General features: G+C 36.2%; 18 protein-coding genes and 1 tRNA gene. 9 read left to right on the top strand and 10 right to left on the bottom strand.

Annotated elements, in window-relative coordinates:
* Positions 1 to 39 precede the first annotated feature (39 nt).
* The 4 genes from ABVM50_RS12360 to ABVM50_RS12345 are packed head-to-tail and all read right to left on the bottom strand — an operon-like array spanning position 40 to position 7,268.
* The gene (locus ABVM50_RS12360; protein WP_405198843.1) at positions 40 to 417 is read right to left on the bottom strand and encodes a hypothetical protein; all 378 of its coding nucleotides are present in this window, start codon (positions 415 to 417) and stop codon (positions 40 to 42) included.
* Entirely contained in the window at positions 418 to 2,877 is a 2,460-nt protein-coding gene (locus ABVM50_RS12355; protein ID WP_405198842.1) for a M16 family metallopeptidase, read from the bottom strand.
* Positions 2,864 to 4,270 carry a RagB/SusD family nutrient uptake outer membrane protein gene (locus ABVM50_RS12350; RefSeq protein ID WP_405198841.1) on the bottom strand — a complete coding sequence of 469 codons (1,407 nt, stop codon included), beginning with the start codon at positions 4,268 to 4,270 and terminating at the stop codon, positions 2,864 to 2,866. The genes ABVM50_RS12355 and ABVM50_RS12350 overlap by 14 nt, the downstream gene beginning before the upstream one ends.
* Before the next feature lie 10 nt (positions 4,271 to 4,280).
* Positions 4,281 to 7,268, bottom strand: a complete 2,988-nt coding sequence (locus tag ABVM50_RS12345; protein WP_405198840.1) for a SusC/RagA family TonB-linked outer membrane protein — start codon at positions 7,266 to 7,268, stop codon at positions 4,281 to 4,283.
* Positions 7,269 to 7,983: 715 nt separating this feature from the next.
* On the opposite strand from ABVM50_RS12345, the gene ABVM50_RS12340 reads away from it, so the two are divergent.
* The 7 genes from ABVM50_RS12340 to ABVM50_RS12310 all read left to right on the top strand — a co-directional run bounded on the left by ABVM50_RS12340 (position 7,984) and on the right by ABVM50_RS12310 (position 19,985).
* Positions 7,984 to 8,307, top strand: a complete 324-nt coding sequence (locus ABVM50_RS12340) for a hypothetical protein (protein ID WP_347408067.1) — start codon at positions 7,984 to 7,986, stop codon at positions 8,305 to 8,307.
* A gap of 151 nt (positions 8,308 to 8,458) precedes the next feature.
* Positions 8,459 to 9,397 carry a hypothetical protein gene (locus ABVM50_RS12335; RefSeq protein ID WP_405198839.1) on the top strand — a complete coding sequence of 313 codons (939 nt, stop codon included), beginning with the start codon at positions 8,459 to 8,461 and terminating at the stop codon, positions 9,395 to 9,397.
* 259 nt (positions 9,398 to 9,656) lie between these two features.
* Positions 9,657 to 11,222 (top strand): N-6 DNA methylase, encoded by a 1,566-nt coding sequence (locus tag ABVM50_RS12330; protein WP_405198838.1) that lies wholly within the window; start codon positions 9,657 to 9,659, stop codon positions 11,220 to 11,222.
* A complete protein-coding gene (locus ABVM50_RS12325) occupies positions 11,194 to 12,456 on the top strand; it encodes a restriction endonuclease subunit S (protein ID WP_405198837.1) in 1,263 nt (420 codons plus the stop codon). Before ABVM50_RS12330 ends, ABVM50_RS12325 begins: the two co-directional genes overlap by 29 nt.
* Before the next feature lie 3 nt (positions 12,457 to 12,459).
* Entirely contained in the window at positions 12,460 to 15,501 is a 3,042-nt protein-coding gene (locus ABVM50_RS12320) for a TrlF family AAA-like ATPase (RefSeq protein ID WP_405198836.1), read from the top strand.
* 3 nt (positions 15,502 to 15,504) lie between these two features.
* A complete protein-coding gene (locus ABVM50_RS12315) occupies positions 15,505 to 16,848 on the top strand; it encodes a Fic family protein (protein ID WP_405198835.1) in 1,344 nt (447 codons plus the stop codon).
* Positions 16,845 to 19,985 carry a type I restriction endonuclease subunit R gene (locus tag ABVM50_RS12310; RefSeq protein WP_405198834.1) on the top strand — a complete coding sequence of 1,047 codons (3,141 nt, stop codon included), beginning with the start codon at positions 16,845 to 16,847 and terminating at the stop codon, positions 19,983 to 19,985. The genes ABVM50_RS12315 and ABVM50_RS12310 overlap by 4 nt, the downstream gene beginning before the upstream one ends.
* Before the next feature lie 630 nt (positions 19,986 to 20,615).
* Here the strand turns inward: ABVM50_RS12310 and ABVM50_RS12305 are convergent.
* Positions 20,616 to 20,689 (bottom strand) — tRNA-Met (locus ABVM50_RS12305).
* 190 nt (positions 20,690 to 20,879) lie between these two features.
* Here ABVM50_RS12305 and ABVM50_RS12300 point away from each other — a divergent pair.
* A complete protein-coding gene (locus ABVM50_RS12300; RefSeq protein ID WP_141877870.1) occupies positions 20,880 to 21,266 on the top strand; it encodes an START-like domain-containing protein in 387 nt (128 codons plus the stop codon).
* Positions 21,267 to 21,317: 51 nt separating this feature from the next.
* Positions 21,318 to 22,163: an aminotransferase class IV gene (locus tag ABVM50_RS12295; RefSeq protein ID WP_405198833.1), complete on the top strand. Its 846-nt coding sequence runs from the start codon at positions 21,318 to 21,320 to the stop codon at positions 22,161 to 22,163.
* Here the strand turns inward: ABVM50_RS12295 and ABVM50_RS12290 are convergent, their stop codons facing one another.
* From ABVM50_RS12290 to ABVM50_RS12270, 5 genes are all read right to left on the bottom strand, one after another.
* Positions 22,164 to 22,724, bottom strand: coding sequence for a YqgE/AlgH family protein (locus tag ABVM50_RS12290; RefSeq protein ID WP_141877868.1), 561 nt, complete (start codon positions 22,722 to 22,724; stop codon positions 22,164 to 22,166). It abuts the gene before it with no gap.
* A gap of 120 nt (positions 22,725 to 22,844) precedes the next feature.
* Positions 22,845 to 23,117 (bottom strand): HU family DNA-binding protein, encoded by a 273-nt coding sequence (locus tag ABVM50_RS12285; protein WP_006990442.1) that lies wholly within the window; start codon positions 23,115 to 23,117, stop codon positions 22,845 to 22,847.
* Positions 23,118 to 23,302: 185 nt separating this feature from the next.
* Positions 23,303 to 24,253, bottom strand: coding sequence for a methionyl-tRNA formyltransferase (gene fmt, locus ABVM50_RS12280; protein WP_405198832.1), 951 nt, complete (start codon positions 24,251 to 24,253; stop codon positions 23,303 to 23,305).
* Entirely contained in the window at positions 24,246 to 26,150 is a 1,905-nt protein-coding gene (locus ABVM50_RS12275; protein ID WP_405198831.1) for an ATP-dependent DNA helicase RecQ, read from the bottom strand. Before ABVM50_RS12275 ends, fmt begins: the two co-directional genes overlap by 8 nt.
* Positions 26,151 to 26,155: 5 nt before the next feature.
* On the bottom strand, positions 26,156 to 26,689 hold the full coding sequence (locus ABVM50_RS12270) for an AAA family ATPase (RefSeq protein ID WP_405198830.1): 534 nt from the start codon (positions 26,687 to 26,689) through the stop codon (positions 26,156 to 26,158).
* Positions 26,690 to 26,700 lie beyond the last annotated feature (11 nt).

The raw sequence follows: 26,700 nt of genomic DNA, 5'->3' as shown, positions 1-26,700 counted from the left end.
AACTATTCAAGGCGCTATTCTTTTCCTTTTGAATTAAAACTAAATTTCAGGTAGAATGATAAGTTGCTGCCTGTTTTCTGCACACAGATATTTCTTGGCTGCCTTATTCAGTTCCTCAAGATTTATAAAATGAGAAATTACCGATTCGTATTTTAAGACTTTATCTTCTGGGTCTTCATTATGTTGCAACGATCTTTTCAGATATTTAGGCCAGAAATTAAGCATCCAGAATGTTTCCAGATTTTGTCCATATTTAGATCGCTCCTGCGCTATAGCAGTCTCCAGCCAGGCTTTTGAGATGCCATGTTGCTTTAAGTTTCCAAACTCTTCCATAGCATATTTTATCATTTTTCTTTCGTTACCTAATTCACTGTCAAAACTGATGTTGAAGGCATATATTCCATTTTCATAATCCATTCATCTTCCAGATGCTCTCGGGGTATAACAATCAATGCGTAGTCTGTCAAAGATCATTTGATTTAATTTCTTGACCAGCAAATCCAGTTGTACCTGGGTTTTAACATCTTTAGTAACCTTTACTGGAAATGATATTTCGACAATGGCCTCTTTAAGGTTGTTGAAGTGAACTATTTCTTCGAATGGTGTATAATTATAATGGTATTTCTCTGCTGTCAAAGAATCTTGATTTGTCAATGTTGGAAACTCAGAAAGATAGTGAGTTATTTTAGGGAGCATATTATCGGCATTAAAATCTCCTGTGATTATAAAAGTATAACCACTTAGATTTCCGAAACCTTTCTTATATGCTCTTAAATATGTTGAATAATCAATCTCCCGAAGATCATCTTTAGAGAGTTTGGGCAAATTGGAATATTGAAGTTCATTAGAGATGTCTTTTAATAATACATCATTTAAACCATATTTATAACCACTCAGCAACTCTTGTTTATCTGATTTCCAGGATTGGAAAGCTTTAGAATTTTCATTTGGATCTGTAACATATAGATATAAAAGGTTAAAGAAATTTTTGACATCCTCCGCCTTAAATTCCCCTTCAATTTTAAATTCATTTTCGGTGGTTTGTGATCGTAGTCGAATTTGCTGATCAAGCATAAAATCCTGTAACTGAAATTTGGAATAACCACCGGCATCACCGGATAAGACCATGTCTGAAGACGAGGTTGTAGCGATATAATTTTTGACATCTGAAGTCGCTACCGATATTTTTTTAAATCCTAGAATAGAAACTATATTGTTATAACTGGGAGATGCCGGTGCACTGGGTTTAAATACTAAATTAATGCCGTTATTCAATTTTACCTGGGTCAATCCTATAATATTCTCTTCATAATTATCTTCATATATTTTCTTTTGATTCACCGAAGAGAATCGATTTGGTAACGAATCAATAGCTTTAAAATTAAAAACGGGCTGTGAAGAGAGGTCCTTAGAGTTTTTCATCCATTTGATTATTTGTCCATGACCAGGTACTTGTTTGTCATCCACATTAAAAAATACAAAATCAGTATTTTTATTAAGGTTCCATTGGTTTGTTATATATTCTGAAATTTCCGATACACCTATATCATTCAGTATTACTCTAATGGTTTTTTTCTTTTCATCTAAAGTCCAGGTTTTATTGTTATAAATAAAATGATCCTGGAACCTCAAAGCTTTATCTTTTGAGCTTTTAGTCTCTGTTATTAGGTCATCCAGAAGCTTCGCTTTTTCATTATTTAATAGAGAGGTGCTGCTTTGTGTCTTTATTACTTGGTATGCTTTAAAAAAATTAAGCATTTTCTCCTCTATATCTTCATCCTTTCCTAATGGGATTTCCCATAAGCTTACCTGAAGTTGTCGATTTGCCAGAGTGTTAGAAATAAACTTGTTTGTATACCTTATAAAAGGCGGTTCGTATTGCTTCACAAATGGGCTATACAACTTTGTTAAAATATTCATACTTAGCCTTTGCAGGATCACATTTTTCAAATCTTCTTTAGATCGGAGAATATCATCATCATGATTGATTTTCTTCTTCAATATTATGATTCTTCTTTTTTGATTAATTGAATCATGAATAGCTATGTATTGGTTTTTTCCAGATAGCTGTAAATCAAATTTCTCATTGATAATTTCAGGATCCTTAGGATTATTCTTCACTTTTAGATCGGTAAATTTTTTTCGTATTATAGTTTCCAGACTATCTACATTCACATCTCCAACAATTATTGCTGCTTGCAAATCAGGACGATACCAGTCCTGATAGAATTTATTAATCTCATTTAAGTTGACATGCTTCATGCTTTCAACTATCTCTGAATATGTAGTTAGATGAAAATTAGTATTAGAGAGTGTGGTATTACTTAAAGTATCAAGTAACCAGCTATCATAGGGGGAGGTAGGTCTTCCTTCCGCTATAACAGCACCACTTTGAAGGGCTAAATGTTCAGGCTTAAATAACATATTAGTTGACCATTCATGTAGAATTTGCATGGCGGCATTCAATCTAACCTGATCTCCTGCTGCGAAGCTTAATGTATAATATGTCTTTTCGTAATCAGTCCTGGCGTGGTTATATATTCCTAAAGAATCTGTAAAGCGTGGCAGATCTGGAAATTTACCAGTATAAAAAGATCCCATATGCTCTAATAAATGAGCGTACTCAATTTGGTTTTGAGATTCTTGAAAATATCCAGCTTTTACCGATAATATCATCTCAATTCTTCCCGGTGGATTTTCATTATGTTGCAGGTAATAAGTAAATCCATTATCTAACTTTCCGTACCTTACGGTAGAGTCTAAAAGTTCTACATTTTCTTGATGTTCCTTACTTGATTCCTGCGAGAACGTGATAACAACACAGAATAATATAAAAAACATGGCTAGGGTATGTTGTGTCATTTTAATAACCTTCATTTTGTGTTAGATTTGGATTTTTAATTCGTTCAGTCTCTGGAATCGGATATAATAAATCCGTATCTTCCCAATAAGGGTTCTCATCCTCCAGTGCTTCTGATGTACGATCGCTACGCTTTAAGTCTAACCAGCGATGTCCCCATTCAGCAAACAACTCTTTTCTGCGCTGCAGGAATATTTCGTCCAGCAACTCAGCCTGTTCGATAGTAGGATTTAAATCGGCCAGTAAATTCAAACCGGCTCGTTGCCTAATGATATCTAAATCTGAGATAGCGCCGGCAATATTATTCTGCATAGCTCGCGCTTCGGAACGTATTAAATACTGTTCTGCTAATCTTAACACCATGGAATACTCCCTTATAGGATACTCAGTACTATTCCAAATTTTATATTTATAAATAAAATGAGCATTTTTTGATTCGTTATAACCGATCCAGTTGAGTAACCGTAGATCTTCGGTGTCAAATTGCTCTACAAAATCTTCCTGCAAGCGGATTGCTGCAAAGAATGAAAATATTGGATCTATAATGAAAAAGTTTCCTTCATTGGTCTGGGTGGAGATACCATTTCCCCCAATTGGTGAAATCTGCCAAATCGCCTCCTTACTATTTGCTAAAAAAACCTCGTTGAGATCATCCTGCAATTTGTAGGTTCCATTTTCGGCGATTAAATGGCCGCTTAATTCTTCGGCCTTGGACCAGTTTTCAGTATATAAGTAAAAGCGTGCCATCAGGGCCTTTACGGTAAATCTATTAACCTGTGTTCGTTCTCCAGTTACGTAGTCTGAAGACAATTCCTCTTCCGCTTGTTGCAAGTCTAAAAGAATCTGGTCGTAAATCTCATTTTTAGGAGTTCTGAATGCCAACTGGTTTTCGCGATAATCGGTGCTTAGAATTAATGGAACATCTCCATATAAGTTAACCAAGTAGAAGTAAGTGAAGGCCCTTACAAATCTGGCTTGTCCATCCATTTGTTTCTTGAAATCCTGATCGAGCACTTGTGAATTATTTATCCCTTCCAGAAATGAGTTAGTGATATAGATCATATTATAAGCACTGGACCAGATATTTAAATTGTCAGGATTATCAGGATTTACTTCATTTTGTTCAAACTCCATCCTTGAGAGATTGGTAGTGCTAATATTGCTGATATTATCAGCAGACAATCCCGCAAGTGTTGTAACACTGCTCCTGTACCCATTAGAAAAATCCAGCTGGAATAACTCATTGTAAATTCCCGTCATCGCACTTTTTACAGTTGCTTCATTATTAAAAACCTCTTCCCGGATTAATTGGTTTGATGGGGGATCCAGTTCCACCATCTCTTCGCAGGACAGCGTAAAAATGCTTAGAAGGATAATTAGTAGTTGTTTTTTATAATTTAAAGGTTTCATATCATTTGAATTAAAGATTAAACTGTAAGCCAGCTGTAATAGATCGTAGGTTCCCTACAGACAAATCTGAAGTTGCTAATTCTGGATCGAGGCCGGTGTAGGGGGTAATCGTCCACAAATTCTGTCCATGTAGAAATAATTGGACTTTTCTGAGATTCATGCGATCTAGCATCTTAGAGGATAAGTCATAACTTAATGACAGCGTTTTTAACCTCAAAAATGAGGCATCCTGGTATGGAAAGGAGCTTTCCAGAACATTTCGATAAGCCGTCCCTCCCAGAAAAGAGGCAGAATATCTTTGATAACGGTCGTTATCCAAAACAGAGCTTAATACATTTTTATTGATTCCCGCCTGAAAGTTGGTCTGGATTCCTTCCTGCTTAACAAATTGAAATAAAAACTGCAGGTTGAAATTTCTATAATTCAGATTATTACTTATGCCTCCAAAGAATTGCCTATTCAGGTCCTTAATGATCACTCGATCTTCAAAATCAAGTTTACCATCATTATTAATATCTTTTACAGTATATAATCCAGTTTCGGGATCAAGTCCTTCATATTTATATAATAGACCAATATTTAAAGGATATCCTACACGATACGTGTTGGAATAAGAAGATTGTTCTAAGTCTGGGTAACTGATTAGCTCATTTTTTGGAATGGTAATATTTAAATTCGATCTCCAGCTAAAATTCTTTTTATCTAAATTGAGGGTTGCCAATTCGATCTCCAGTCCTTGATTTTCAACGGTCGCCGGGAGATTGGCCGGAACCGAAGTAAAGCCGGTTATATAGGGCAGGGAATACCCCACCAACTGGTTAGAAGACCTATTACGATACCAGCTTAATCCAAGATTTATACGGTCATTTAAGAATCCAAGTTGTAGTGCTGCTTCAAGTTTACGATTCACTTCCCAGGAATAATCGGGATTCGCTAATGAAGTAGGGTATAGACCATTTATACCTCTGGTAGCCTGATATGAATCAAGGTAACCGTAGTCTCCAATTTGATCATTGCCGGTACTACCATAACTTCCACGAAGCTTTGCGAAGGATAGAAAAGAAAGATTGCTTTTTAGAAACTCTTCTTCACTAATTATCCATGCTGCGCCAACCGCTCCAAAATTGGCAAATCGATTATTAGGTCCAAAACGGGAAGACCCATCTCTACGGGCCGTAAAATTCAAGAAATATTTCTTATCCCAGTTCAATCCAATACGGGAAAAGATTGCTGCGTATTTATATTTCGTTTCGCTACTTTTAGCATTGAGGATACTTTCTGCGGAACTTAAATTACCTATTAACGCTTCAGATGCATAGCCGCTTCCTTGAAAACTGCTAAGGGTTGATTTATTTCTTTGTAAAGTTCCCCCTAATAAAAATTCGGTCTGGAATTTATTAAACCCTTTATTATAAGTTAGCTGCGGTTCTATGATCCAGGATCTTCGACCGGTAGTAAGATGAAAAGAATTATTTACCGGATTGTTTGAAGGATTATAAGATCGTGCCGGCAACCTCCATAATTCGTCACTTTGATAATCAGTATAGCCGAGACTTGATTTCAACTTTAATCCTGGAAAAATCTCATAGGAAAGTAGGACGTTGGAAGTTAAATTTTTTGTTTGTGTGTTGGTAGTATTATAGAAGCCTTCAAATGGATTCGTAAGACCGGCTTCTCCCCATTCTTCCCAGTTCAGCGCTGTTTCCTCATTGAAAATGGAAGGTGCATTTGGTGGCAATAGAATTATTGAAGGATCCAGATTACCATTACCAACAAGGTTATTTCGATCTGTCCCATAATTCAGTTTCAAGTTTAATTGAAACTTATTATCTTTTGATAAATGGTTTAAAGCCATATTACCGGTACCCTTACGGTAATCGTAATCTCCCGGATAAACGGTGCCCTGTGTAAAATAAGTTCCTCCCAGTCTAAAGGAAGTAGATTCATTGCCACCGGAAAACGACAAATTAACATTAGTGACCTCTGAATTTCCACCAAACAAATACTCCTGCCAGTCGGTATAACGTTCCTGGTTCCATAAAACGAGATCATAAGCATTGTTTACATCCGGTTCAACTTCGTCATTTTGAAAAGCTTCTCGTCTCACCTGTAAATACTCTTCAGTATTTAATAAATCCATTCTTCCTGGTACTTTAGAAACCCCGGTATAAACCCTTGCTTCAAGTCCTGTCCCGTACTGAAACCCGGATTTCGTAGTTATTAAAACTACACCATTAGAGCCCCTAGAACCATAAATTGCTGTAGCATCTGCATCTTTGAGGACCTCGATACTTTCGATATTAGCCGGATTTAGATTATTTAAAGGATCTATTCCCGATGTGCTTAATAGTGAGTTGCTTGCTACCGGTTCGGAACTGATAGGAACACCGTCTATAATGTAGAGTGGGTAATTACCATCCTTCCTTAAACTGTTGGTTCCTCTAATTCTTATGGTAGATGCCATACCGGGATTAGCCCCACCGGAAATAATTTCCACTCCGGCCATTCTTCCCTGAAGGGCCTGGATAGGGCTAACCACCGGTTGGTTTTCTATTTCCTCTGCGGTTACGCGGGAAATGTTACCGGTACGTTCTCGCTGTGTTGTAGTGTAATAACCTGCATTAATCTCTACTTCGTTAAGCGACGCAATATCTTCTTTGAGTATTACATTAATAATGGAACGTCCATTAATCCCTATTTCTTGGTCTTTATATCCAATAGATGTAACAACAAGGGTGTCCTGTGAATTGGCATTTATACTATAATTCCCTGAAAGGTCTGTGTTTGTGCCGTACTGCTTATTCTTTATCAGAACTGTAACTCCCGGTAGAGACTTTCCATTAGTATTCGTAATGGCACCAGTAATTGGTTGCTGGTAAAATAGGGTAGGAGAGTAGGGCGTTGCCGCTTTGGCCTGACCCATAGCCAATAAGACCAACAGGGCCATGGCTAGAAGGAACATGATAATAAGCATGCCCCGCTTGTAAAAATTTTTCATAATTTTACATTAGTTAAATGAAACATTTGTTTTATTAAAGCTTAGGCCTTCCCTGTACGACTGCAATCTCAAGGGAAGGCTTTTTTGCTTTTACCCGTCAAAACGAGTGTTTACTTTTCTTTTTTCCATATGCATTTTTTTTTTGGCTAAACAAACTATTAAATTGGAGCAAAAAATCACCGTTCCCAAAACCACCTCTAAATTAGAACTGGCTTTTGCCCACCCAACTGCTATTACTTATATAAATAATAGCATCCCACGGGATTATTAGCGGATTTTACCTCGTTCCCGTAAACAAGCTTGATAAAAACACTCCGTAGGGAATGCCGGCCGCTTTGACCTTTTTTTAAAATGTAGGGTTAATTGTAGCGAAGTCTTTTCAGTGAAGAAACAAATGCTTTAAAAAATAAGTAGAGCAGAAAACACCTAAATACAAAAAAGGCGTGAGAGCTCATCTTATTGCATCAGAGGTACTGGTATACCTTAAAACCACAATAAGTAGCAAACTCACGCCCGGGTCGTGAGCATCCTTACTTATCCTCTCGTGGTTTATTTGAAAATTACCAGTTTTCTGACGCGAGATTCAAAGCGAATGCTTCTAATATTTTTACTTTAAGAAGTTTCGCAAATTTAATAAAAACAATCAAATATAAAATAAATTATCGGTACGTCAAAGCGTACCGATAATTTATTTTATACTCATTTACTTGCATTGATGGAAAAAGAGTTAGTATACCATATTAAGTTTAAGACTGCAATAACTCTAAACATTCTTCTAAACCAAGCAAAATCTTACTCTGAAAATCAAACAAAAGATATTGCTACAAGTCAAGGAAAAATAGCTTCGTTTGCAGTCTTAAGAAAAGCTACAGTTACCAATATTCTCAATGCAAAGACCAATCCTAGTACAGCTACTTTAATTCTAATAGTGGAAGCTATGGGATTTACAATTAAGAACTTTGCAGAAGTCTATGAATCTATTGGAACCTCCAATTTACGGCAACTTGCCAAGCAGTTGAATAATCTTAAAGCAAAATAGAAAAATTAATGTTGGCATTCTTTTCTGATATGATTATTTATACTTTTTCATCTTTTCTGAAACTAGTTATGCGTCTAATCTAAATAATTTTTGGATGTAATAGTTATCTTGCTGAGGATATAACAAGATTAGGCACAATCTAAAAGATAGTATGATAGAAAAAAGAATTATTCAAATTACAATATCAATAATAGGCTTAATTTTTATCGTATCTCATTTAATATGGCCAGAACTTAAAATTGACGGAATAACAGTAATTTTAGTTGTCATAATTATTGTTCCTTGGTTAGCACCACTTTTTAAGTCCTTTGAATTGCCTGGAGGATTAAAATTTGAATATCATCAATTAGAAAATGCTACTGAGAAATTAATAGGTGCAGGGTGGATAAAACAAGTTGATTCAGTAGAAACTTCCAAAGAACATTATAAATATTCTTTTTTAAATGTAGTTGATTTAGACTCAAACTTGGCGTTGTCCGATTTGAGAATGGAAATTGAATCCCGACTAAAAGATTTAGCCGAACATAATTCGATTTCTATAAAAAATAAGGGTATTAATCAATTGACTAGAGAACTCTCCACAAATGGAGTACTCACCTATATAGAATCTTCAGCTATAATAGACATTTTACCATTCCTTAATCGAGCTTCTCACGGTCAAGAAGTTGACAAGAAAATTCACGATTGGGTAATTCAAATCGGACCTCAAATTTTGGATAATTTAGAAGCTAGAATTGGGGAACAAAAACTACCAAACTTAATAGATTCATTTAAAAAAAGAGATGGAGGTCAAGGCGTTGAACTCGGTTATGAACTTTCAAAATATCTAATAAAATCAACTAATTCATTCTTCGAAAAAATGAAAAAAGAAACTTTTAGAGAATGGTTAGATGAATTAGAAAACAGCTCTTTTACGATTTATAACGCTGATGATGAAATTGAAGAACAACTAAAACATGCTGAAATGTCAAAATTAAAGGAAATGATGCTCAACTCGGTTAATCAGTTTCTTGAAGAGAATAGTAATAATAAAGAAGCGAAAGCTCTTCAAGAAAAATTAAATAAAATTGAAATTAAAAGTATTTGGTAAGACTGTGTCTAACGGCGATTAAAGGGGCTAATATGGGGTATTCCATGAAAACGAATAATTTATAAAAACAAACAACAAAAAAACAAGCCGACAACTCAGCGTGCTATATTCCGCACATTAGCCAACTGCAACCTTTCAGAGATTCAAATGCCCAATCTTTAGAATCCTTTAACATTAGAAAGATTTTTGCTAAATTGCCATGGCTTCCCCACCCTACCTCGGAAGCATAAATTATTTACTACATACCCGAATCTTAATAATGGCAAAAAAGAAAACTACCAAAGAAAAATCTATTGAAGAAAGCCTGTGGGATGCTGCGAATAAATTGCGTGGCTCCATCGAACCTTCAGAATACAAACATGTGGTGCTCGGGCTTATCTTCCTGAAATTTGCCAGTGATAAATTTGAAGTGCGCCGTGAGGAACTTGTTGCCGAAGGCAAAGAAAAGTATCTTGAGATGAAAGACTTCTATTATATGAAGAACGTCTTTTTCTTAGCAGAGACTTCCCGATGGAACTATCTTATTAAAAATGCGAAGCAAGACGACATTGCACTAAAGATTGATACTGCGTTAAACCAGATCGAAAAGAACAACCCATCTCTAAAGGGTGCATTGCCGGACAATTATTTTTCCCGCTTAGGACTGGACAAAAGTAAATTAGCCTCTCTTTTAGACACCATTAATAAAATAGATACTCAAAAAGACAAATCCCAGGATATTGTGGGGCGTGTATATGAATACTTTTTGTCCAAATTCGCGTTGGCGGAAGGAAAAGGAAAGGGAGAATTCTATACGCCAAAGAGTATTGTAAACCTTATTGCCGAAATGATAGAACCCTATAAAGGGATAATTTATGACCCGGCCTGTGGTTCAGGTGGAATGTTCGTGCAGTCTATCAAGTTTATTGAAAGCCACCACGGGAGCAAACGGGAAATTTCAATTTACGGACAGGAGTACACCAATACTACTTACAAACTGGCAAAAATGAACCTTGCCATTCGGGGGATATCTGCTAATCTGGGTGAAAAAGCGGCCGATACCTTTAGCAACGATCAGCATAAAGATCTGAAAGCAGATTATATTATGGCTAACCCGCCCTTTAATCAAAAGGACTGGCGTGGGCCGCAGGAATTAATTGATGATCCTCGCTGGCAGGGTTATGAAGTGCCTCCAAAAAGCAACGCAAATTATGGTTGGATCCTAAATATGGTTTCCAAACTATCAGATGATGGGGTTGCCGGTTTTATTTTGGCTAACGGAGCTCTTTCCGGGGGTGGCGAAGAATATAAAATTAGGAGAAAATTGGTGGAAAACAACCTGGTGGAAGCTATAGTGATTTTACCACAAAATATGTTTTATACCACTAACATAAGTGTAACCGTTTGGATCCTGAATAGGAATAAAACCGCACATTCACGTTCTATTGGTGAGGAGGACCGCCATTACCGGGATAGGGAGGAGGAGGTTTTGTTTCTGGATTTACGCCAGATTGGGGAACCATTTGAGAAAAAATTCATTCAGTTTAGTCCAAAGCATATTCAGGATATTGCCAAAACCTACCACGATTGGCAACAGGAAAATACAGATTATAAAGATATCCCGGAATATTGCTACAGTGCCACCAAAGCAGCTATTGAAAAAAAGGATTTTTCATTGGTGCCCAGTAAATATATTGAATTTGTAAACCGGGATGAAAATATTGATTTTGATTCCAAAATGGCGGGTTTACAAAGCGACCTGTCCGATTTACTACAACAGGAAGAGCAATCTAAAAAGGAATTGTTAGACGTTTTTAATGAGCTGGGCTATGCGATCAAACTATAGGCCTATTGGAGATTACATACGACTAGTTGATGAACGTAATAAAGAGTTAAAAGTTACTACGCTTTTAGGCTTAAGTATATCAAAAGAATTCATTCCTTCTGTGGCAAATACGGTTGGAACAAATATGCGCAACTATAAGATCATTCGTAAAAATCAGTTTGCTTGTAGTGTTATGCAGGTGAGGAGAGATGGTAAAATGCCAGTGGCATTACTTGAAGATATTGAAGAAGCTATTATTTCCCAGGCTTATCCAGTATTTGAAATTAGAGATACCGAAGTTTTATTACCTCAATATTTGATGATGTGGTTTACACGTTCAGAATTTGACAGGCAAGCGACTTTTCACGCTGTTGGGGGTGTAAGAGGAAGCTTGGAATGGGACGATTTTTTAGCTTTTGAACTTCCCGTTCCATCCATCGAACAACAGCGGGAAATTGTAAGGGAATACAATGTGGTGAAAAATCGCATCAAACTGAATGAACAAATTAACCAGAAACTGGAGGAAACTGCACAGGCTATCTATAAACGTTGGTTTGTGGATTTTGAATTTCCAAATGAAAATAGAAAACCTTACAAATCTTCTGGTGGAAGGATGGTTTATAATGAAGAATTGAATAAGGAGATTCCTGAGGGGTGGAAGGTTAAAACAATTGGTGAATTTGCATTCAAAATGAAGAGTGGAAGTACTCCTAATCGTAGCAGGAAAGAATACTGGTCATCAAATGATCATCCTTGGATTAAAACAGGGGAGCTTAAAAACAGTGTTTTAATTGAAGTAGAGGAATATATTTCAGATTTGGCTTTAGGGGACTGTTCCGTAACTCTTTTACCAATAAATACTGTATTGGTGGCAATGTATGGACAAGGTAATACTAAAGGTCAAGTTGGATATTTAAAAATACCTGCTACAACCAATCAAGCTTGTTGTGCCCTTATCTGTGACAACGAATATAAATCCACATTTATTTATTATTATCTCAGAGTAAATAGAGATGAGATTGTAAGTGTAGCGATTGGCGGAGCGCAACCAAATTTAAGTAAAGAAATTATCGAAAAACTGAAAATGGTTGGCCCAAGTGAAGAAACTATTTTAAAACATCCGTTTATTAAAATAATGAATCGCAAAGAAAAAATAATGCGTAAATCTCAACTCCTCGCGAAACTACAATCAATATTGTTGAGTAAAATGAGTACAGTAGAAGAGATTATCAAACCTGAATCAGTAGAAATTTAAAATATGACAAGTAAAGGTTCAATATGGCGTAAATGGGATTTACAAGTAGGTACTAAAGATTATACTAGGTATACGGGAGTGCAGTTTACTGGGGAAAAATTGTCAAATCTTTGTGACTTAACAGGTTTAAACGAACAACAAATAAATGGAAACCATAAAGATTTAAGTAATGATGATTATGCGAAATTATTTGTTGAACATTTTATACACTATAATGATACAGATGTAATCTCTTTAGCCAATCATAATACAGGTGAAGGAATAGAAGAAATTTTATCTCACCTAAAATTGAGAAAAGCAGAGAACCAAGAATCAATTTATACAGATAAATTCATTTTCCCAGGTATTGAAATTGGAGGAAATGATAGATGCCATATTATTATTGTTTTCAATCCTGAAACCAATAATAACAGGAAGTTTGAGTTTCAGGAAGATGGAAGAACTATTAAACGAGAGTTGTCTTGGAAAGAATATATTGATAGGTTTCTGGATGCTATTAATATTCCTTCAACAAGGTTTAATAATGGACAACCTGTAAATTCAAGTTCTTTAGGTGCTAAGGATATAATTTCTAAATCTAAAGAATGGGATTTTATACCTGTTTTTCCCCATATTGAAAATTCAGATGGACTCTGGAAGGAACTACAGGATAGTAACAAAAAAGAAATTTACTCTAATGATAACTTTGGGATTGTAGATATTCCATTAACCTCAAAAAATCAGGATTTAAAAAGAGTATGCAGTGGCAATCACTCTAGTTGGGGAGATAAATGTATTGCAGTTATTAATACATCTGACTCAGAGTCTCTTGAAAAAATCGGCAGCAAGTTTAGTTATATAAAAGGCGATCCCTCAATAAAAGGTTTAAAGCACCTTTATATTGAACCAATTGATAGAGTAAGAACTGGTAAAGAACCAGAAATATTAGATAGAGTAAAATTAAACAGAACCAAATATTTAAAAAAGGTAAAGATTAATCAAATATCCAGCTATACTGGACAATATGGCAATTGGTTTCAAGATTTGGAAATCCCCCTTAATCCAGAATTGGTCGCTATCATAGGTAATAAAGGGAGTGGAAAAAGTGCATTGGCAGATATTATTGCTCTTTGTGGGAATTATAAAAATCAAGATGATTTTTCATTCTTACATAAGAATAAATTTAGAGATGGAAAACACGCTAAAAATTTTGAAGCAACTATAACCTGGGAAAGTGAAAGTTCAAATCATAAAAATCTAGGAGATTCATCGGTTAATGGAGAATTAGAACTCGTTAAATATTTACCACAAGGTTATTTTGAGAGGTTAACCAATGAAATAAGCTCAATTGAAGAATTTCGAAAAGAAATCGAAAATGTTGTATTTACTCATTTAAGTGAAGATGACAAAGTTGGTTATACTTCTTTTGAAGAATTAATTAATAGCAAAAAGGAACTAATAAACCACGAGATAAACAATCTGAAAGATAGATTGCAACCAATTAATTCTACAATTTTCGAAAAGGAGAAAAAGCTTAACACTTCGTATAAAAATAACATAATTGCCCAAATAGCAAAGAAAAAGGAGGAATTGACTGCTTTGGTAGAACCTATTGCTGTTCCCAATCCCAATGAGGACCTAGAAATTGCTAAGAAAAATGAGGAGGTAAATAACAAAATAGCTGAAATTAAAAATAGTATTGAGAAATTAGAACAAGATATATCTAACGAAACTCAAAAAAAGCAACTATTGTTAACTGAAATTAATGATTTAAAAAGAATTAAGCAATTAATAAAAGGAAAAGAAGAAGACTTAGACTTTTTTAAAGAAACTAATAAAGAATCTTTATCAAGGTATGATCTAGAGATAGATGAAGTTGTTAAATATCGATTCAATTACTCCACTCTCGACCTGGTAATTTCTAATAAAGAATCCACTTTAAAAGAGGTAAAGATAAAATTAGGAGAAGAACCACCGACAACACCTAATTTTATTTCATTTAATAATCTATTGAAACAAAAAAAAGAGGCCCTTAATACAATTCAAAAAGGTCTTGGTGAAGAGGAAAAGAAGTACCAGCAGTATTTGATTGACACAAAGAACTGGCAAGGGAAAAAAGATAATATAATAGGAAATGAAAATTCACCAAATACTTTAAAATATTTCGAAAAGGAACTAAAGTATGTTGATGAAACTCTCAAAAGTGATATAGACGTTCTAAGAACTCAAAGATTAGAAATCTCAAAGTTGATTTTTGATAAAATGAAAGTTGTCTTGGATGTATATATCGAGGTGAAAACGAAAATAGACGATATTATTTCAGAGAATGGTGACTTATTAGATCAGTACAGGATTAATATTGAAGCCTCTTTTGACGTAAAAGCCAACTTTGTTAGTAAGTTCTTGAATTACATTTCCCTTAATAAAGTTGGAACTTTTTATGGTAAAGAGAATGCGGACATTCAAATAGAAAAAATTTTAGAAAATAGGGATTTTAATGAATTTAATTCATTAGAAGGATTTCTTAAGGATATAGTTAAGGCTCTATTTGAAGATTTAAGGCAAGAGCCTACACAACAAGCTTTTGTAGAGAATCAGGTTACAGAAGTAACCGAACTCTATGATTATCTATTTTCTTTAGATTTTTTAGATTACAACTATGAGTTAAGACAGGGAGATAAAAGGTTAGAACTATTGTCTCCTGGAGAAAAAGGAGCATTACTTTTAATTTTCTACTTACTACTAGACAATAATGATATACCTCTAATTATTGACCAACCAGAGGACAATTTAGATAATAATAGCGTGGCTAATATTTTAGTTCCATTCATTAAAAAAGCAAAATGCAGGCGACAAATAATTTTAGTTACACATAATCCAAACCTAGCAGTAGTAGCTGATGCGGAACAGGTTATTTATGTTGAATTAGACAAAGAAAATAATATCACCTTTAGTTTTAAATCAGGAGCTATAGAAAACCCTACTATCAATGAAAGCATTGTAAAAGTCTTAGAGGGTACAATGCCGGCATTTAATAAAAGAAAACTAAAATATTACGAGAATTAGATAATGCCCGAAACTAACCGCATAGAATATAAACGTGAACTTTCCGAAGGGCTGGAGAAGGAAGTGGTAGCTTTTTTAAACTACCGGGAAGGCGGCATAATTTATATAGGCATTGATAAAGAAGGTGCCATAGTCGGTGTTCAGGATGCCGATGGAGACCAGCTAAAAATAAAAGACCGGTTAAAAAACAACATTCGTCCTTCAGCCCTTGGGCTTTTTGATATTGTTAGTGAAGAAAAGGATGGGAAAGAAATTTTAAAGGTTATTGTAGCCAGCGGTTCTGAGAAACCATACCATCTTAAAAAATATGGGATGAGTGAAAAAGGCTGTTTTATACGATTGGGTTCTGCTGCAGAACCCATGTCCCAAAAATTAATTGAAGAACTTTTTGCCTCTCGTACCCGGAATTCCATAGGGAAAATAAAAGCCCATCGCCAGGATCTAAACTTTGAGCAGCTTCATATTTATTACCAGGAAAAACAAAAACCCCTTAATAAACAGTTCAGGAAGAATTTAGAGCTTACAACCACCGATGGTGATTTGAATTACGCCGCTTATTTGTTGGCCGATGAAAATAACCTTTCCGTAAAGGTCGCAAAATATAAGGGTGACACGCGAGTAGATTTAATGGAAAGCAACGAATACGGTTATTGTTCCCTTGTGAAAGCTACTAAGAGTGTACTGGATAAAATAAGCCTGGAAAACCGTACAATCACACAAATAACTCAGAAAGAGCGAAAGGAACATCGTCTATGGAATGCCATTGCACTTAGGGAAGCAATTATAAATGCTTTTGTACATAATGACTATACCCGAGAAATAGCACCAAAATTTGAGATATTTAATGATCGCATCGAAATAACTTCCGCAGGTTCTTTACCTGATGGCTTAAGTAAAAATGAGTTTTTTGAAGGCTTTTCAATTCCCCGGAACAAGGAGCTGATGCGTATTTATAAAGATCTGGACCTGGTAGAGCAATTAGGTTCGGGAATTCCCAGAATACTGGAATCGTACAGCAAAGAATGTTTCCGTTTTTCTGATAATTTCCTCAGGATGATATTTCCTGCCGCAGATGATGTTTATAGGGAGACCCCGCAAGTCACCCCCCAAGTTACCCCGCAAGTCACCCCCCAAGTACGGGATCTTCTTAATGTCTTTAAGGGCGAAGAAAGTAGAACCGAATTACAAAAATCATTAGGTCTTGTGGACAGAAAAAATTTTAGAATCAATTACTTAAACCCCGCTTTAGAAGAGGGTTTGGTAGAATTAACAATACCGGACAAACCCAAAAGCAGTAAACAGAAGTATAGGTTAACTGAGAAGGGAAGAAAAGCCAGACAGGAATGAAATTTACCGAAGCACAACTGGAAAGTGTTTTTGCCAACCAGCTGGAACAGGAAGGTTATAAGCATCAATTAGGAGGCACTATCTCACGAAAGGAAGATGAAGTGCTCATTGAAAGTGATCTTCGGGAATTTCTATTGACAAGGTACCGGAAAAACGGGATTACTAAAAATGAAATAGATTCCATTATCCTTAGACTTAAAACTCTTCCGGCATCAGACCTCTATGAAAGCAACAAGGAGTTTATGCAAATGCTTTCTGATGGTTTTTCGCTAAAGCGGGAAGACCGTTCCCAAAAAGATATCTGGATCTATTTAATTGATTATTCAGAAGACAACCAAAATACTTATAAGTTCGTTAATCAGCTGGAAATTACCGGAACCCAAAAACGTATTCCTGACGGGATTCTTTATATTAATGGAATTCCGGTAGTTGTTTTCGAATTCAAAAAGGCGATTCAGGAAAATACCACCATTTATGACGCCTATATTCAATTAACAGTGCGTTACCAAAGGGACATACCTGAACTTTTTAAGTACAATGCATTTTGTGTCATTAGTGATGGTGTAAATACCAAAGCAGGTTCATTTTTTGCGCCTTATGAATTCTTTTATGCCTGGCGCAGGATCGCAGGATTGGCAAAAGAGGTTGACGGTATTGATAGTATGTTCACCCTTATCCAGGGAATGCTTCAGCAAGATCGCGTTCGGGACATTATTAAAAACTTTATTTATTTACCGGACAGTTCCAAGAAAGACGAAAAGATCGTGTGCCGCTATCCCCAGTATTATGCGGCAAGGGCTCTATTTGAAAATATTCAGAAAGTCCAAAAACCTAACGGAAACGGAAAAGGAGGCACTTACTTTGGAGCAACCGGTTCCGGAAAAAGTTTTACAATGCTTTTCCTAACCCGGCTTTTAATGAAAAGTGATCATTTTGAAAGCCCCACCATTATTTTGATTACAGATCGAACCGATTTGGATGATCAGCTTGCAGGGCAATTTACCAATGCCAAAGCCTTTGTTGGGGATGATGCTATCGTAAGTGCAGAAAGCCGTGCAGACTTACGCAAACGGATTAGAGGAAGAGAAAGTGGAGGCGTGTTCCTTACCACTATACATAAGTTTACAGAAGATACCGAGTTACTTACGAATAGAAGCAATGTTATTTGTATATCTGATGAAGCTCACCGGAGCCAGACCAATCTTGACCAGAAAATAAAAATCACAGAAAAAGGGGTAAAGAAAACTTTTGGCTTTGCTAAGTACCTTCACGATTCTTTGCCTAACGCTACTTTTGTAGGTTTTACCGGGACGCCAATCGATGCTACTTTAGATGTATTTGGGAAGGTAGTAGATGAATATACAATGACAGAATCTGTAATAGATGAAATTACAGTACGTATTGTATATGAAGGAAGGGCAGCGAAAGTGGCCCTTGAAAACAGAGAATTAAAGAAAATTGAGGAATATTACCGGGTAGCTGAGGAAGAAGGTGCGAATGAATACCAGGTAGAAGAGAGTAAAAAGCAGTCGGCTAACATTAATGCCATTTTGAGTGATCCGGATCGTTTACAGGCCATAGCAGATGATTTTGTCAATCATTATGAAAAAAGGCTGGAGGAAGGTGCTACCGTAAAAGGAAAAGCAATTTTCGTTTGTAGCAATCGTGAAATATCTTACGAGCTTTATAAGAACATCATAGAATTAAGACCGGAATGGGCAAAGATTAGAAAGGCAGAAGAAGGTGCCGATTTAACTGAAAAAGACAGGAAGCAACTCAAGCCTATTGAGCGGATAAAGATGATCATGACAAGAGGAAAAGACGATCCAAAAGAAATGTATGATCTTTTAGGAACAAAAGAGTACCGGAAAGAGCTGGACCGTCAATTTAAAAATGAGAAATCGAATTTTAAAATTGCCATTGTCGTAGATATGTGGCTCACAGGTTTTGATGTGCCGTTTCTGGATAGTATCTATATCGATAAGCCCATCCAGCAACATAACCTTATCCAGACGATTTCCCGGGTAAACCGGAAGTTCCAGGGCAAAAACAAAGGACTGGTAGTAGATTATATTGGTATTAAGAAACAAATGAATTTAGCTCTTGCCAAATACAATAAGGGTGAGCGGCAGAATTTTGAGGATATCCAAAAGTCCCTGAAAATAGTTAGAGACCACCTGGATTTACTGGCCAGGATTTTTCACAAATTTGATAGTACAGATTATTTCCAGGGAGATCCTTTAAGCCAATTGAACAACCTTAACCTGGCTGTTGAATACGTACAGCATACCAAGGAGCTGGAAACACGTTTTATGGATTTGGTGAAACGCCTGAAAGCTGCTTATGATATTTGTGCTGGAAGTGAAAAGTTAACACAGGAAGAAAGGGATTATACACATTTTTATTTAGCTGTAAAATCTATAGTTTTTAAACTCACCAGGGGAAATGCACCGGATACCGCCCAGATGAATGCCAAAGTAAGGGAAATGATCAAAAATGCTTTGGCAAGTGAAGGTGTGGAGGAGATCTTTAAAATGGGCGATCAGAACAACAGTCAGCAGGACATATTTGATGAGGATTATTTGGCGAAAATCGATAGGATCAAATTGCCCAATACTAAAATCAAACTTTTACAGCAATTACTGGCCAGGGCGATTGGAGAGATTAAAAAAGTGAACAAGGTAAAAGGAGTAGATTTTTCTAAAAAGATGGAAGGCCTCGTCTCCCGATACAATGAGAGAAAAGGAGATGTATTACGCGGAGAGGTCTACGAAGAGATGGCAGAGCAGCTCACAGACCTAATCTGGCAGGTACAAAAGGAGTTTTCGGCCGGGGAAAAGTTAGGAATTGATTTTGAAGAAAAAGCTTTCTATGATATTTTAAGAGAGCTCTGTGTAAAGTATGATTTTCAATATCCCGAACATAAGCTCATCGAGCTTTCAAAAGCTATAAAAGATTTAGTGGATGAACAGGCGAAATTCCCGGACTGGAGCAAAAGGAACGACATTAAATCTGCCTTAAAAGTGGGGCTAATTTTATTACTCGATGAACACGGTTATCCGCCGGTGGAACGAGATGAAGTTTATGAAGAAATATTTGAACAAGCGGAGAATTTTAAGAAAAATAGAGCAGTGTAAATGAGTTACTATGCTTTATAGTCTTGAGGCTAAGAAGTACCTGGAATAGTATTCCTTCGGATGATTATGACTCCTTTTAAACAATTTCCTAATAACCTTAAATAATAGCTCTAATTACTTGTAATTCACCTTTCTTTAAAAAGCTCTTTCACTCTAATTAATGGGTGTAATTTATTGTTATAGGCTATGTTTGCACCCTGATTTTTTTTTGTGATTTCTTCATTTCAAGGATCTAACGTTTCGCATTTCTTCACTGCTTTACTTTTAGGAATTTTTTACAGCTGCATCTCTAAGGGATATATATGAGAAATTTTACGATAGGGAAGAGGAAGTATTTCATAGCTATCAGGTTTCAGGCATGCTGAGCTATTCCAGGGAAGTAATGGGCAGTGATTCAAGATTGGATCTTAATTACTAAAATTTTGAATCTTATTAACGATGGAAAATTAATGGTTACTTTCTAGAGTTAATTTCCGGAATAAATATAAAATTCCGTTTCAATTGATATCAAACGGAGATTTTCTATATGACTCTTATTTATTTATTAAAAAAAATGAGATTCTGTACTTATTCTGTACTAGGGATAAAAACAAAAAGCTTCACATTTCTGTAAAGCCTTTATTTTACTAGTAGCGAGACCGAGATTTGAACTCGGGACCTCCGGGTTATGAATCCGACGCTCTAACCAACTGAGCTACCTCGCCTTATCAATTTTGCATTTAGTGGAACCTTTCAGAAGCCTTGCTATTTAAGGCCTCGCATGATTTCCTTAATGCGGGTGCAAATATAAAAACAATTTGTATTGTCACAAACTTTATTTTCTAAAATATTTATTTTGATTTCTTTTAATCCTTCCAATTAATATCTATATTGCCCGAAACTAACTAATTTAGAATGGAAGAAAAGACAAAATACGAAATGGAGTTTCCAATTCAGGCTTCTCCTTCGCTATTGTATCAATATATTTCAACTCCCTCAGGTTTAAGCGAGTGGTATGCAGATAATGTAAATTCCCGTGGGGAGTTTTTTACTTTTATTTGGGAAGGTAGTGAGGAGAAGGCCAAGCTAATGAGTAAGAAAAGCGATGAACGAATTAAGTTCAAGTGGGTTGAAGATGAAGATTCTCCATATTTTTTTGAATTAAGAATACAAGTGGATGATATCACCAAAGATGTTTCCCTAATGATCACAGATTTTGCTGAAGAGGATGAGATCGATGAAGGAAAAATGCTATGGGAAAATATGGTTTCAGATCTAAAACAGATATTAGGTTCTGCCTAGAAAAGTCTTAAGATAATAGTACATTTGCCCCGTTTTAAACGGGGTTTTTTTATGATCAATTTAAATGGAAATATAGTTCAGGATTCAGAAGCTAATCTTTCAGTCCTTAACAGGGGATTCGCTTATGGAGATTCAGTTTTCGAAACTATTAGAGTTATTAATGGAAAAGTAATGTTCTGGGAAGATCATTATTTTAGAATGATGGCTTCCATGCGAATCATGAGAATGGAGATCCCATCCAGCTTCTCACCAGAGTTTTTAGAGAAAGAAATTCTCAGTATCGTTGAGGAAAACGATCTAAAAGAAAATGCTGCAAGAGTACGATTTGCTGTTTATCGCGAAGAAGGTGGTTTTTATACGCCTGCGACCAGAGAGATCGCTTACGTGATGACGGTAGTGGAAATGGAGAACTCGTTTTATTTATTAAATACAGAGGATTACGAGATCGAATTATTTAAAGATCATTATGTGGGAAGCGGACTGCTGTCTACGATCAAGTCGAATAATCGCGCGGTAAATGTTTTGGGAAGCATCTATGCTAAGGAAAATGATTACCACAACTGTTTGCTTCTGAATGAGAAAAAGAGCGTAGTCGAAGCTCTGAATGGTAATTTATTTCTAGTTTCAAGTTCCAAAATTAAAACGCCTCCACTTACAGATGGTGTTTTAAACGGAATTATTCGGAAGCAATTACTGGAGATCATCAAGAAAACTGAAGAATACGAATTAGAAGAAGCTTCAATTTCGCCTTTTGAATTGCAAAAAGCTGATGAACTTTTCATTACTAACATCGCGGTTGGTATTCAGCCAGTGTCAAAATATCGTAAGAAACACTACGACTCAGTTGTAGCTAAAAACCTGCTTAATAAGTTAAATGTGAAAGCGAGATTAGGCTAATTAGTTGTAAGAAGGGTTCTCTGGAGAGTTTGACCATAACATATATTCTCCACCTAATTCCAGCATTTTATCCTTCCAGAAGGAAGAGTAGGGCTTTTCAAGAAGGTCCTTGTTGTCCTCATTTGCAGTGACCACCCAGGAATGAGAATTTAACTCGTCATCCAATTGTTGCGCATCCCATCCAGAATATCCCAAAAAAAACTTTATCTGCTTATCTGAAATCAGATCTTTGGAGATAAGTTCCATCACAGCCTCAAAATTACCACCCCAGTAAATTCCATGAGCGATCTCGATACTGTCAGGGATGAGATCTGGAATTTTATGTATAAAATACAGATTATCCTGTTCTACAGGACCTCCATTATAGACATCAAAATTCCCTTTGATTTCAGGAATAAGATCTTTAAGTGTAAAATCAAGAATTTTGTTCAGGATGAATCCTACCGATCCATTTTCGGAATGGTCGGCAAGTAGAACCACCGAGCGATTAAAAGAAACATCTCCAATTATGGATGGTTCTGCAACGAGAAGATGGCCTTTGGTTGGTTTCAACGCAATCATTTGTAGCAGTCTTTAGAACTAAACTATATTTTTTCTGTTAAAAATGCAATACATATCCAAATTTTTTAGATAAAAAAAGCCTTCCCTTGGGAAGGCTTATGATATTTACAATGCAAATTATTAGTTCACAGCTTTTTGTAAATCAGCTCCGGCTTTAAATTTCACTACGTTTTTAGCAGCGATCTTGATAGTTTTTCCGGTTTGTGGGTTTCTTCCTTCACGAGCAGCTCTTTTAGATACAGACCAAGATCCAAATCCTACTAATGATACTCTATCTCCTTTTTTAAGAGATTTTTCAACGTTTTCTAGAAAAGATTCTAGTGCTTTTTTAGCTGCTGCTTTAGAAATTCCAGCATTCTCAGCCATTGCGTCGATTAAATCTGTTTTGTTCATAATTTGAATTTTAAATTAATTGTTGGTTAAACATTCTGTTAAACTGGTTTACAAATTTATACGGATTTCCCGTCCACGCAAGTAATGACAAGGGAAAAGCCCGTATTTGTTGATAACTCGGTTGATTTGTTAATAAAGATAATTGTTTTTTATTAAAATCCAACCAATTCAGCATTAATAAGGGTTCAGCGCATTTTTGCTTTTTCTGAAAATTTGAAGCCATTCAGTAGTGAATGAGTTTCCATTTTACGTTTTCCAGGCAATTGAATCTGTTTAATTTCAATGAATCCACCATTCGCGGCAACCAGCAATTGCTTTTCTTTAATTATGACTTTTCCGTAGAATTGATCATGTTCTTCCTTATGACTAATCACATCATAGATTTTTACAGTCTGTTCCTGCGCATCACCATTATCTAAATAACACCAGGCAGAAGGGTAGGGATTGAGTCCGCGTATGTGATTGTATATCTCATTTAAAGGTTTATCCCAATTGATCTTGGTGTTCTCGCGATTCAATTTTGGCGCTTCTCTAAGCGTTGCGGAATCTTTCTGTGGTATTGGCTTGGTAGTTCCTTCAGAGATAGCTTTTAATGTTTTTACAACCAGCCCTGATCCTTTGTTCATCAATCTATCGTGAATGGTCTCCAGGTTTTCATGTTCCCCAATAACAACAGATTCCTGCATAATCATAGCGCCGGTATCAATTTTCTCATCCAGGAAGAAAGTGGATATTCCAGTTTCTTTTTCACCATTCATGATCGCCCAATTGATTGGAGCAGCTCCGCGATACTGAGGCAGTAAGCTCGCATGTAAATTGAAAGTACCAAGTTCAGGGTAGTTCCATACAGATTCAGGCAGCATTCTAAATGCTACGACTACCTGCACATTTGGATCGATTTGCTTCAACTCTTGTTGAAATTCTTCAGATTTGAGATTAGTAGGTTGAAGAACTTTAAGATCTTTAGAAACCGCGAAAGTCTTTACGGCACTTTCTCGTAATTTCCTTCCTCTGCCAGCCGGTCGATCTGGAGCAGTAATCACTCCTACAACATTATAGCCGGCTTCAAGAATTGCTTCAAGGCTTTTCACGGCAAATTCCGGAGTGCCCATAAATACTATTCTGAGATCAGTCATTTATTGATATTTTGTACTTGTTAGTTAACGTTTTTTCTAAAATGCCTCGCTCCACCAGTAACCGTATTACCTTTAGAATAGAGGATTCTTTATAGTTTAATAGAGAAGATATTTCTTTAGTGTCCAATGCCCTGGATTTTAATAATTTTTGCAGCGCCAGAAATATTTCATTCATTTCATCACGACTTAAATCATCAGTTTCAGAATTGCAAACAGAGCACCTACCGCATTTTTCAGGCTTAGTTTCTCCAAAATATTCCAGCAACTGTATTTGTTTGCAAACCTGATCATTCTGAACGAAATCGAGCACAGCCGATATCTTTTCTCTTTTTGTTTTATTGTATTTAGAAATAAATCCAGAAACAGGATTTATAGTGGATTCGTCTTCCCTGGGAACTAGAAAGGTAATGGAAGCATCATGTTTGGCAATCGAAAACTCTATGATTTCCTGTTGCTGTAAGTCTTCAAAAAGGCTTAAACATTCATTTTCCTGAAGATCTGCTTTCTCGGCTACAGACGATATATTAAAGTTCACCAAATTATCAAATACACCACCATAATTTCTCAACAGGGTTCTTAGGAGGTGTGAATATTTTGGATTGTCATCAAGATAAATCTCCAGTTGATCCCCGCTTAATTTTATCATTATTTCAGTTTTCTTCTGAAACTGTTGAGACAGTCTAAGGACACTGCAACGATCTAATAGTTGTAATGCGTTATAGGTCTTACCTGAAATTAAATGATATTGATTACAGAAGCTGGCAAAATTAAAATCATATACCTGATTTTCACCTTCACCAAACGCTATGCTGAAAAAAGCGTTCAGTTTTCTATAGATAAATTTCACATCTTCAACAGACGCGAGATTGTTTATAAACTGATTCTTTAGAACTGGAATGTCGCCAGCATTCGTCATTATAACGGCTTTAGAAATCTCTCCATCTCTTCCTGCTCTTCCTGCTTCTTGAAAATAGCTTTCCAGACTTTCAGGTAGATCAATATGCACAACGGTACGAACATCTGGTTTGTCAATACCCATTCCGAATGCGGTCGTAGCAACCATTACACTGGTATCGTTGTTCATCCATGATCGAAACTTCACAGTTTTATCCTCCTTTTTCATTCCGCCGTGATATGCAGCGGCCGTAATCCCATTCTTATTTAGAAAGTCGGTGATCTCCCTGGTGGCATTCCGGCTTCTTACATAAACAATGGCAGAATCATTTCCCAGTAGTCTCGTTAATCGAAAGTATTTATCTTCAGTTTTGACAACCTCGTAAAACAGATTGGTTCTTTCAAAAGATTTCTTAAATACTGCCCTGTTCTTCAACTGAAGCTGCTCGCAGATATCTTCTACTACCATTTTCGTTGCCGTAGCCGTAAATGCTGCCACAGGTACTTCAGGTATAATTTCGCGAACTTCTGAAATATTACGGTAAGCTGGCCTGAAATCATGTCCCCATTGAGAAATACAATGTGCTTCATCTACAGCGATCAGGTTCACGTTCATTTGCTTCAGTCGTTCTTTTACTATATCCTGCTGAAGCCTTTCCGGAGAGAGGTATAAAAATTTGAAATTTCCGAAGATGCAGTTATCAAGATTTCTATCGAGATCGGCATAAGAGATCCCACCGGTGATGGCCATCGCTTTGATATTCCTTTTTTGAAGAGCCTGTACCTGATCCTCCATTAAAGAAATTAGTGGTGATACCACCACGCAAATTCCTTCGTTTATCATCGCTGGTACCTGAAAGCAGATAGACTTCCCACCGCCGGTAGGAAATAAGGTCAGTGTATCCTGACCATCCAGGATCGCCTCGATTACTTCCAGCTGCGAAGGCCGGAATTTCTGGAAGCCCCAATATTTTTCTAGAATTTTTAAAGCTTCCGTTTGCAAAAGATTTATAGTTGGTTCAGTATAAATTTAGTTCTTTCTGCTACACTTGCTTTAGGAATTTCGATAGGTGTATATCCAAAGAGCCTGTAAGTGTCATATAAATGTTTTGAAATTCTTACCGCCTCTTCATAGGTTTCGTAACGCTCATTATCGCTTTTATATATCTCCTTCCATGGTGGTAAGATAAAAACTTTATCATAGGCATGCTCCTCACAGGTCGCACTGAATATCTCGGGATAAACAGTGTTAAAATAATCCATATAGGCAACAACATCGGGCAATCCACGATCTAGAAAGATGCGATTCGCTGAGGAATTAGAAGCTTCCTTAAACTGATTTAATCTCCCTTCAAGTAATTTTTCACTGAATAGTAATGGCTGCTCCAGAAAGAGCTGATCGATACCATCTCTTTGTGCTTCAAGGGTTACCTGCCTGGAGATCTCATGGATACAGTTTTCTCCTTTAGCTTCCAGTTCGTGTATGATGGAAGACTTTCCAGTACCGGGTCCACCGGTAATAACAATTTTCATAGTTTTCACCCGGCAAATTT

Source organism: Christiangramia sp. LLG6405-1 (genome assembly GCF_045055805.1).
Lineage (GTDB): Bacteria > Bacteroidota > Bacteroidia > Flavobacteriales > Flavobacteriaceae > Christiangramia.
This window is presented reverse-complemented; position numbering and strand designations above follow the sequence as displayed.

Excerpts from the sequence above, each read along its gene's own strand:
- ABVM50_RS12360 (WP_405198843.1), bottom strand. The coding sequence starts at position 417 with ATGGATTATGAAAATGGAATATATGCCTTCAACATCAGTTTTGACAGT.
- ABVM50_RS12355 (WP_405198842.1), bottom strand. The coding sequence starts at position 2,877 with ATGAAGGTTATTAAAATGACACAACATACCCTAGCCATGTTTTTTATA.
- ABVM50_RS12350 (WP_405198841.1), bottom strand. The coding sequence starts at position 4,270 with ATGAAACCTTTAAATTATAAAAAACAACTACTAATTATCCTTCTAAGC.
- ABVM50_RS12345 (WP_405198840.1), bottom strand. The coding sequence starts at position 7,268 with ATGAAAAATTTTTACAAGCGGGGCATGCTTATTATCATGTTCCTTCTA.
- ABVM50_RS12340 (WP_347408067.1), top strand. The coding sequence starts at position 7,984 with ATGGAAAAAGAGTTAGTATACCATATTAAGTTTAAGACTGCAATAACT.
- ABVM50_RS12335 (WP_405198839.1), top strand. The coding sequence starts at position 8,459 with ATGATAGAAAAAAGAATTATTCAAATTACAATATCAATAATAGGCTTA.
- ABVM50_RS12330 (WP_405198838.1), top strand. The coding sequence starts at position 9,657 with ATGGCAAAAAAGAAAACTACCAAAGAAAAATCTATTGAAGAAAGCCTG.
- ABVM50_RS12325 (WP_405198837.1), top strand. The coding sequence starts at position 11,194 with ATGAGCTGGGCTATGCGATCAAACTATAGGCCTATTGGAGATTACATA.
- ABVM50_RS12320 (WP_405198836.1), top strand. The coding sequence starts at position 12,460 with ATGACAAGTAAAGGTTCAATATGGCGTAAATGGGATTTACAAGTAGGT.
- ABVM50_RS12315 (WP_405198835.1), top strand. The coding sequence starts at position 15,505 with ATGCCCGAAACTAACCGCATAGAATATAAACGTGAACTTTCCGAAGGG.
- ABVM50_RS12310 (WP_405198834.1), top strand. The coding sequence starts at position 16,845 with ATGAAATTTACCGAAGCACAACTGGAAAGTGTTTTTGCCAACCAGCTG.
- ABVM50_RS12300 (WP_141877870.1), top strand. The coding sequence starts at position 20,880 with ATGGAAGAAAAGACAAAATACGAAATGGAGTTTCCAATTCAGGCTTCT.
- ABVM50_RS12295 (WP_405198833.1), top strand. The coding sequence starts at position 21,318 with ATGATCAATTTAAATGGAAATATAGTTCAGGATTCAGAAGCTAATCTT.
- ABVM50_RS12290 (WP_141877868.1), bottom strand. The coding sequence starts at position 22,724 with ATGATTGCGTTGAAACCAACCAAAGGCCATCTTCTCGTTGCAGAACCA.
- ABVM50_RS12285 (WP_006990442.1), bottom strand. The coding sequence starts at position 23,117 with ATGAACAAAACAGATTTAATCGACGCAATGGCTGAGAATGCTGGAATT.
- fmt (WP_405198832.1), bottom strand. The coding sequence starts at position 24,253 with ATGACTGATCTCAGAATAGTATTTATGGGCACTCCGGAATTTGCCGTG.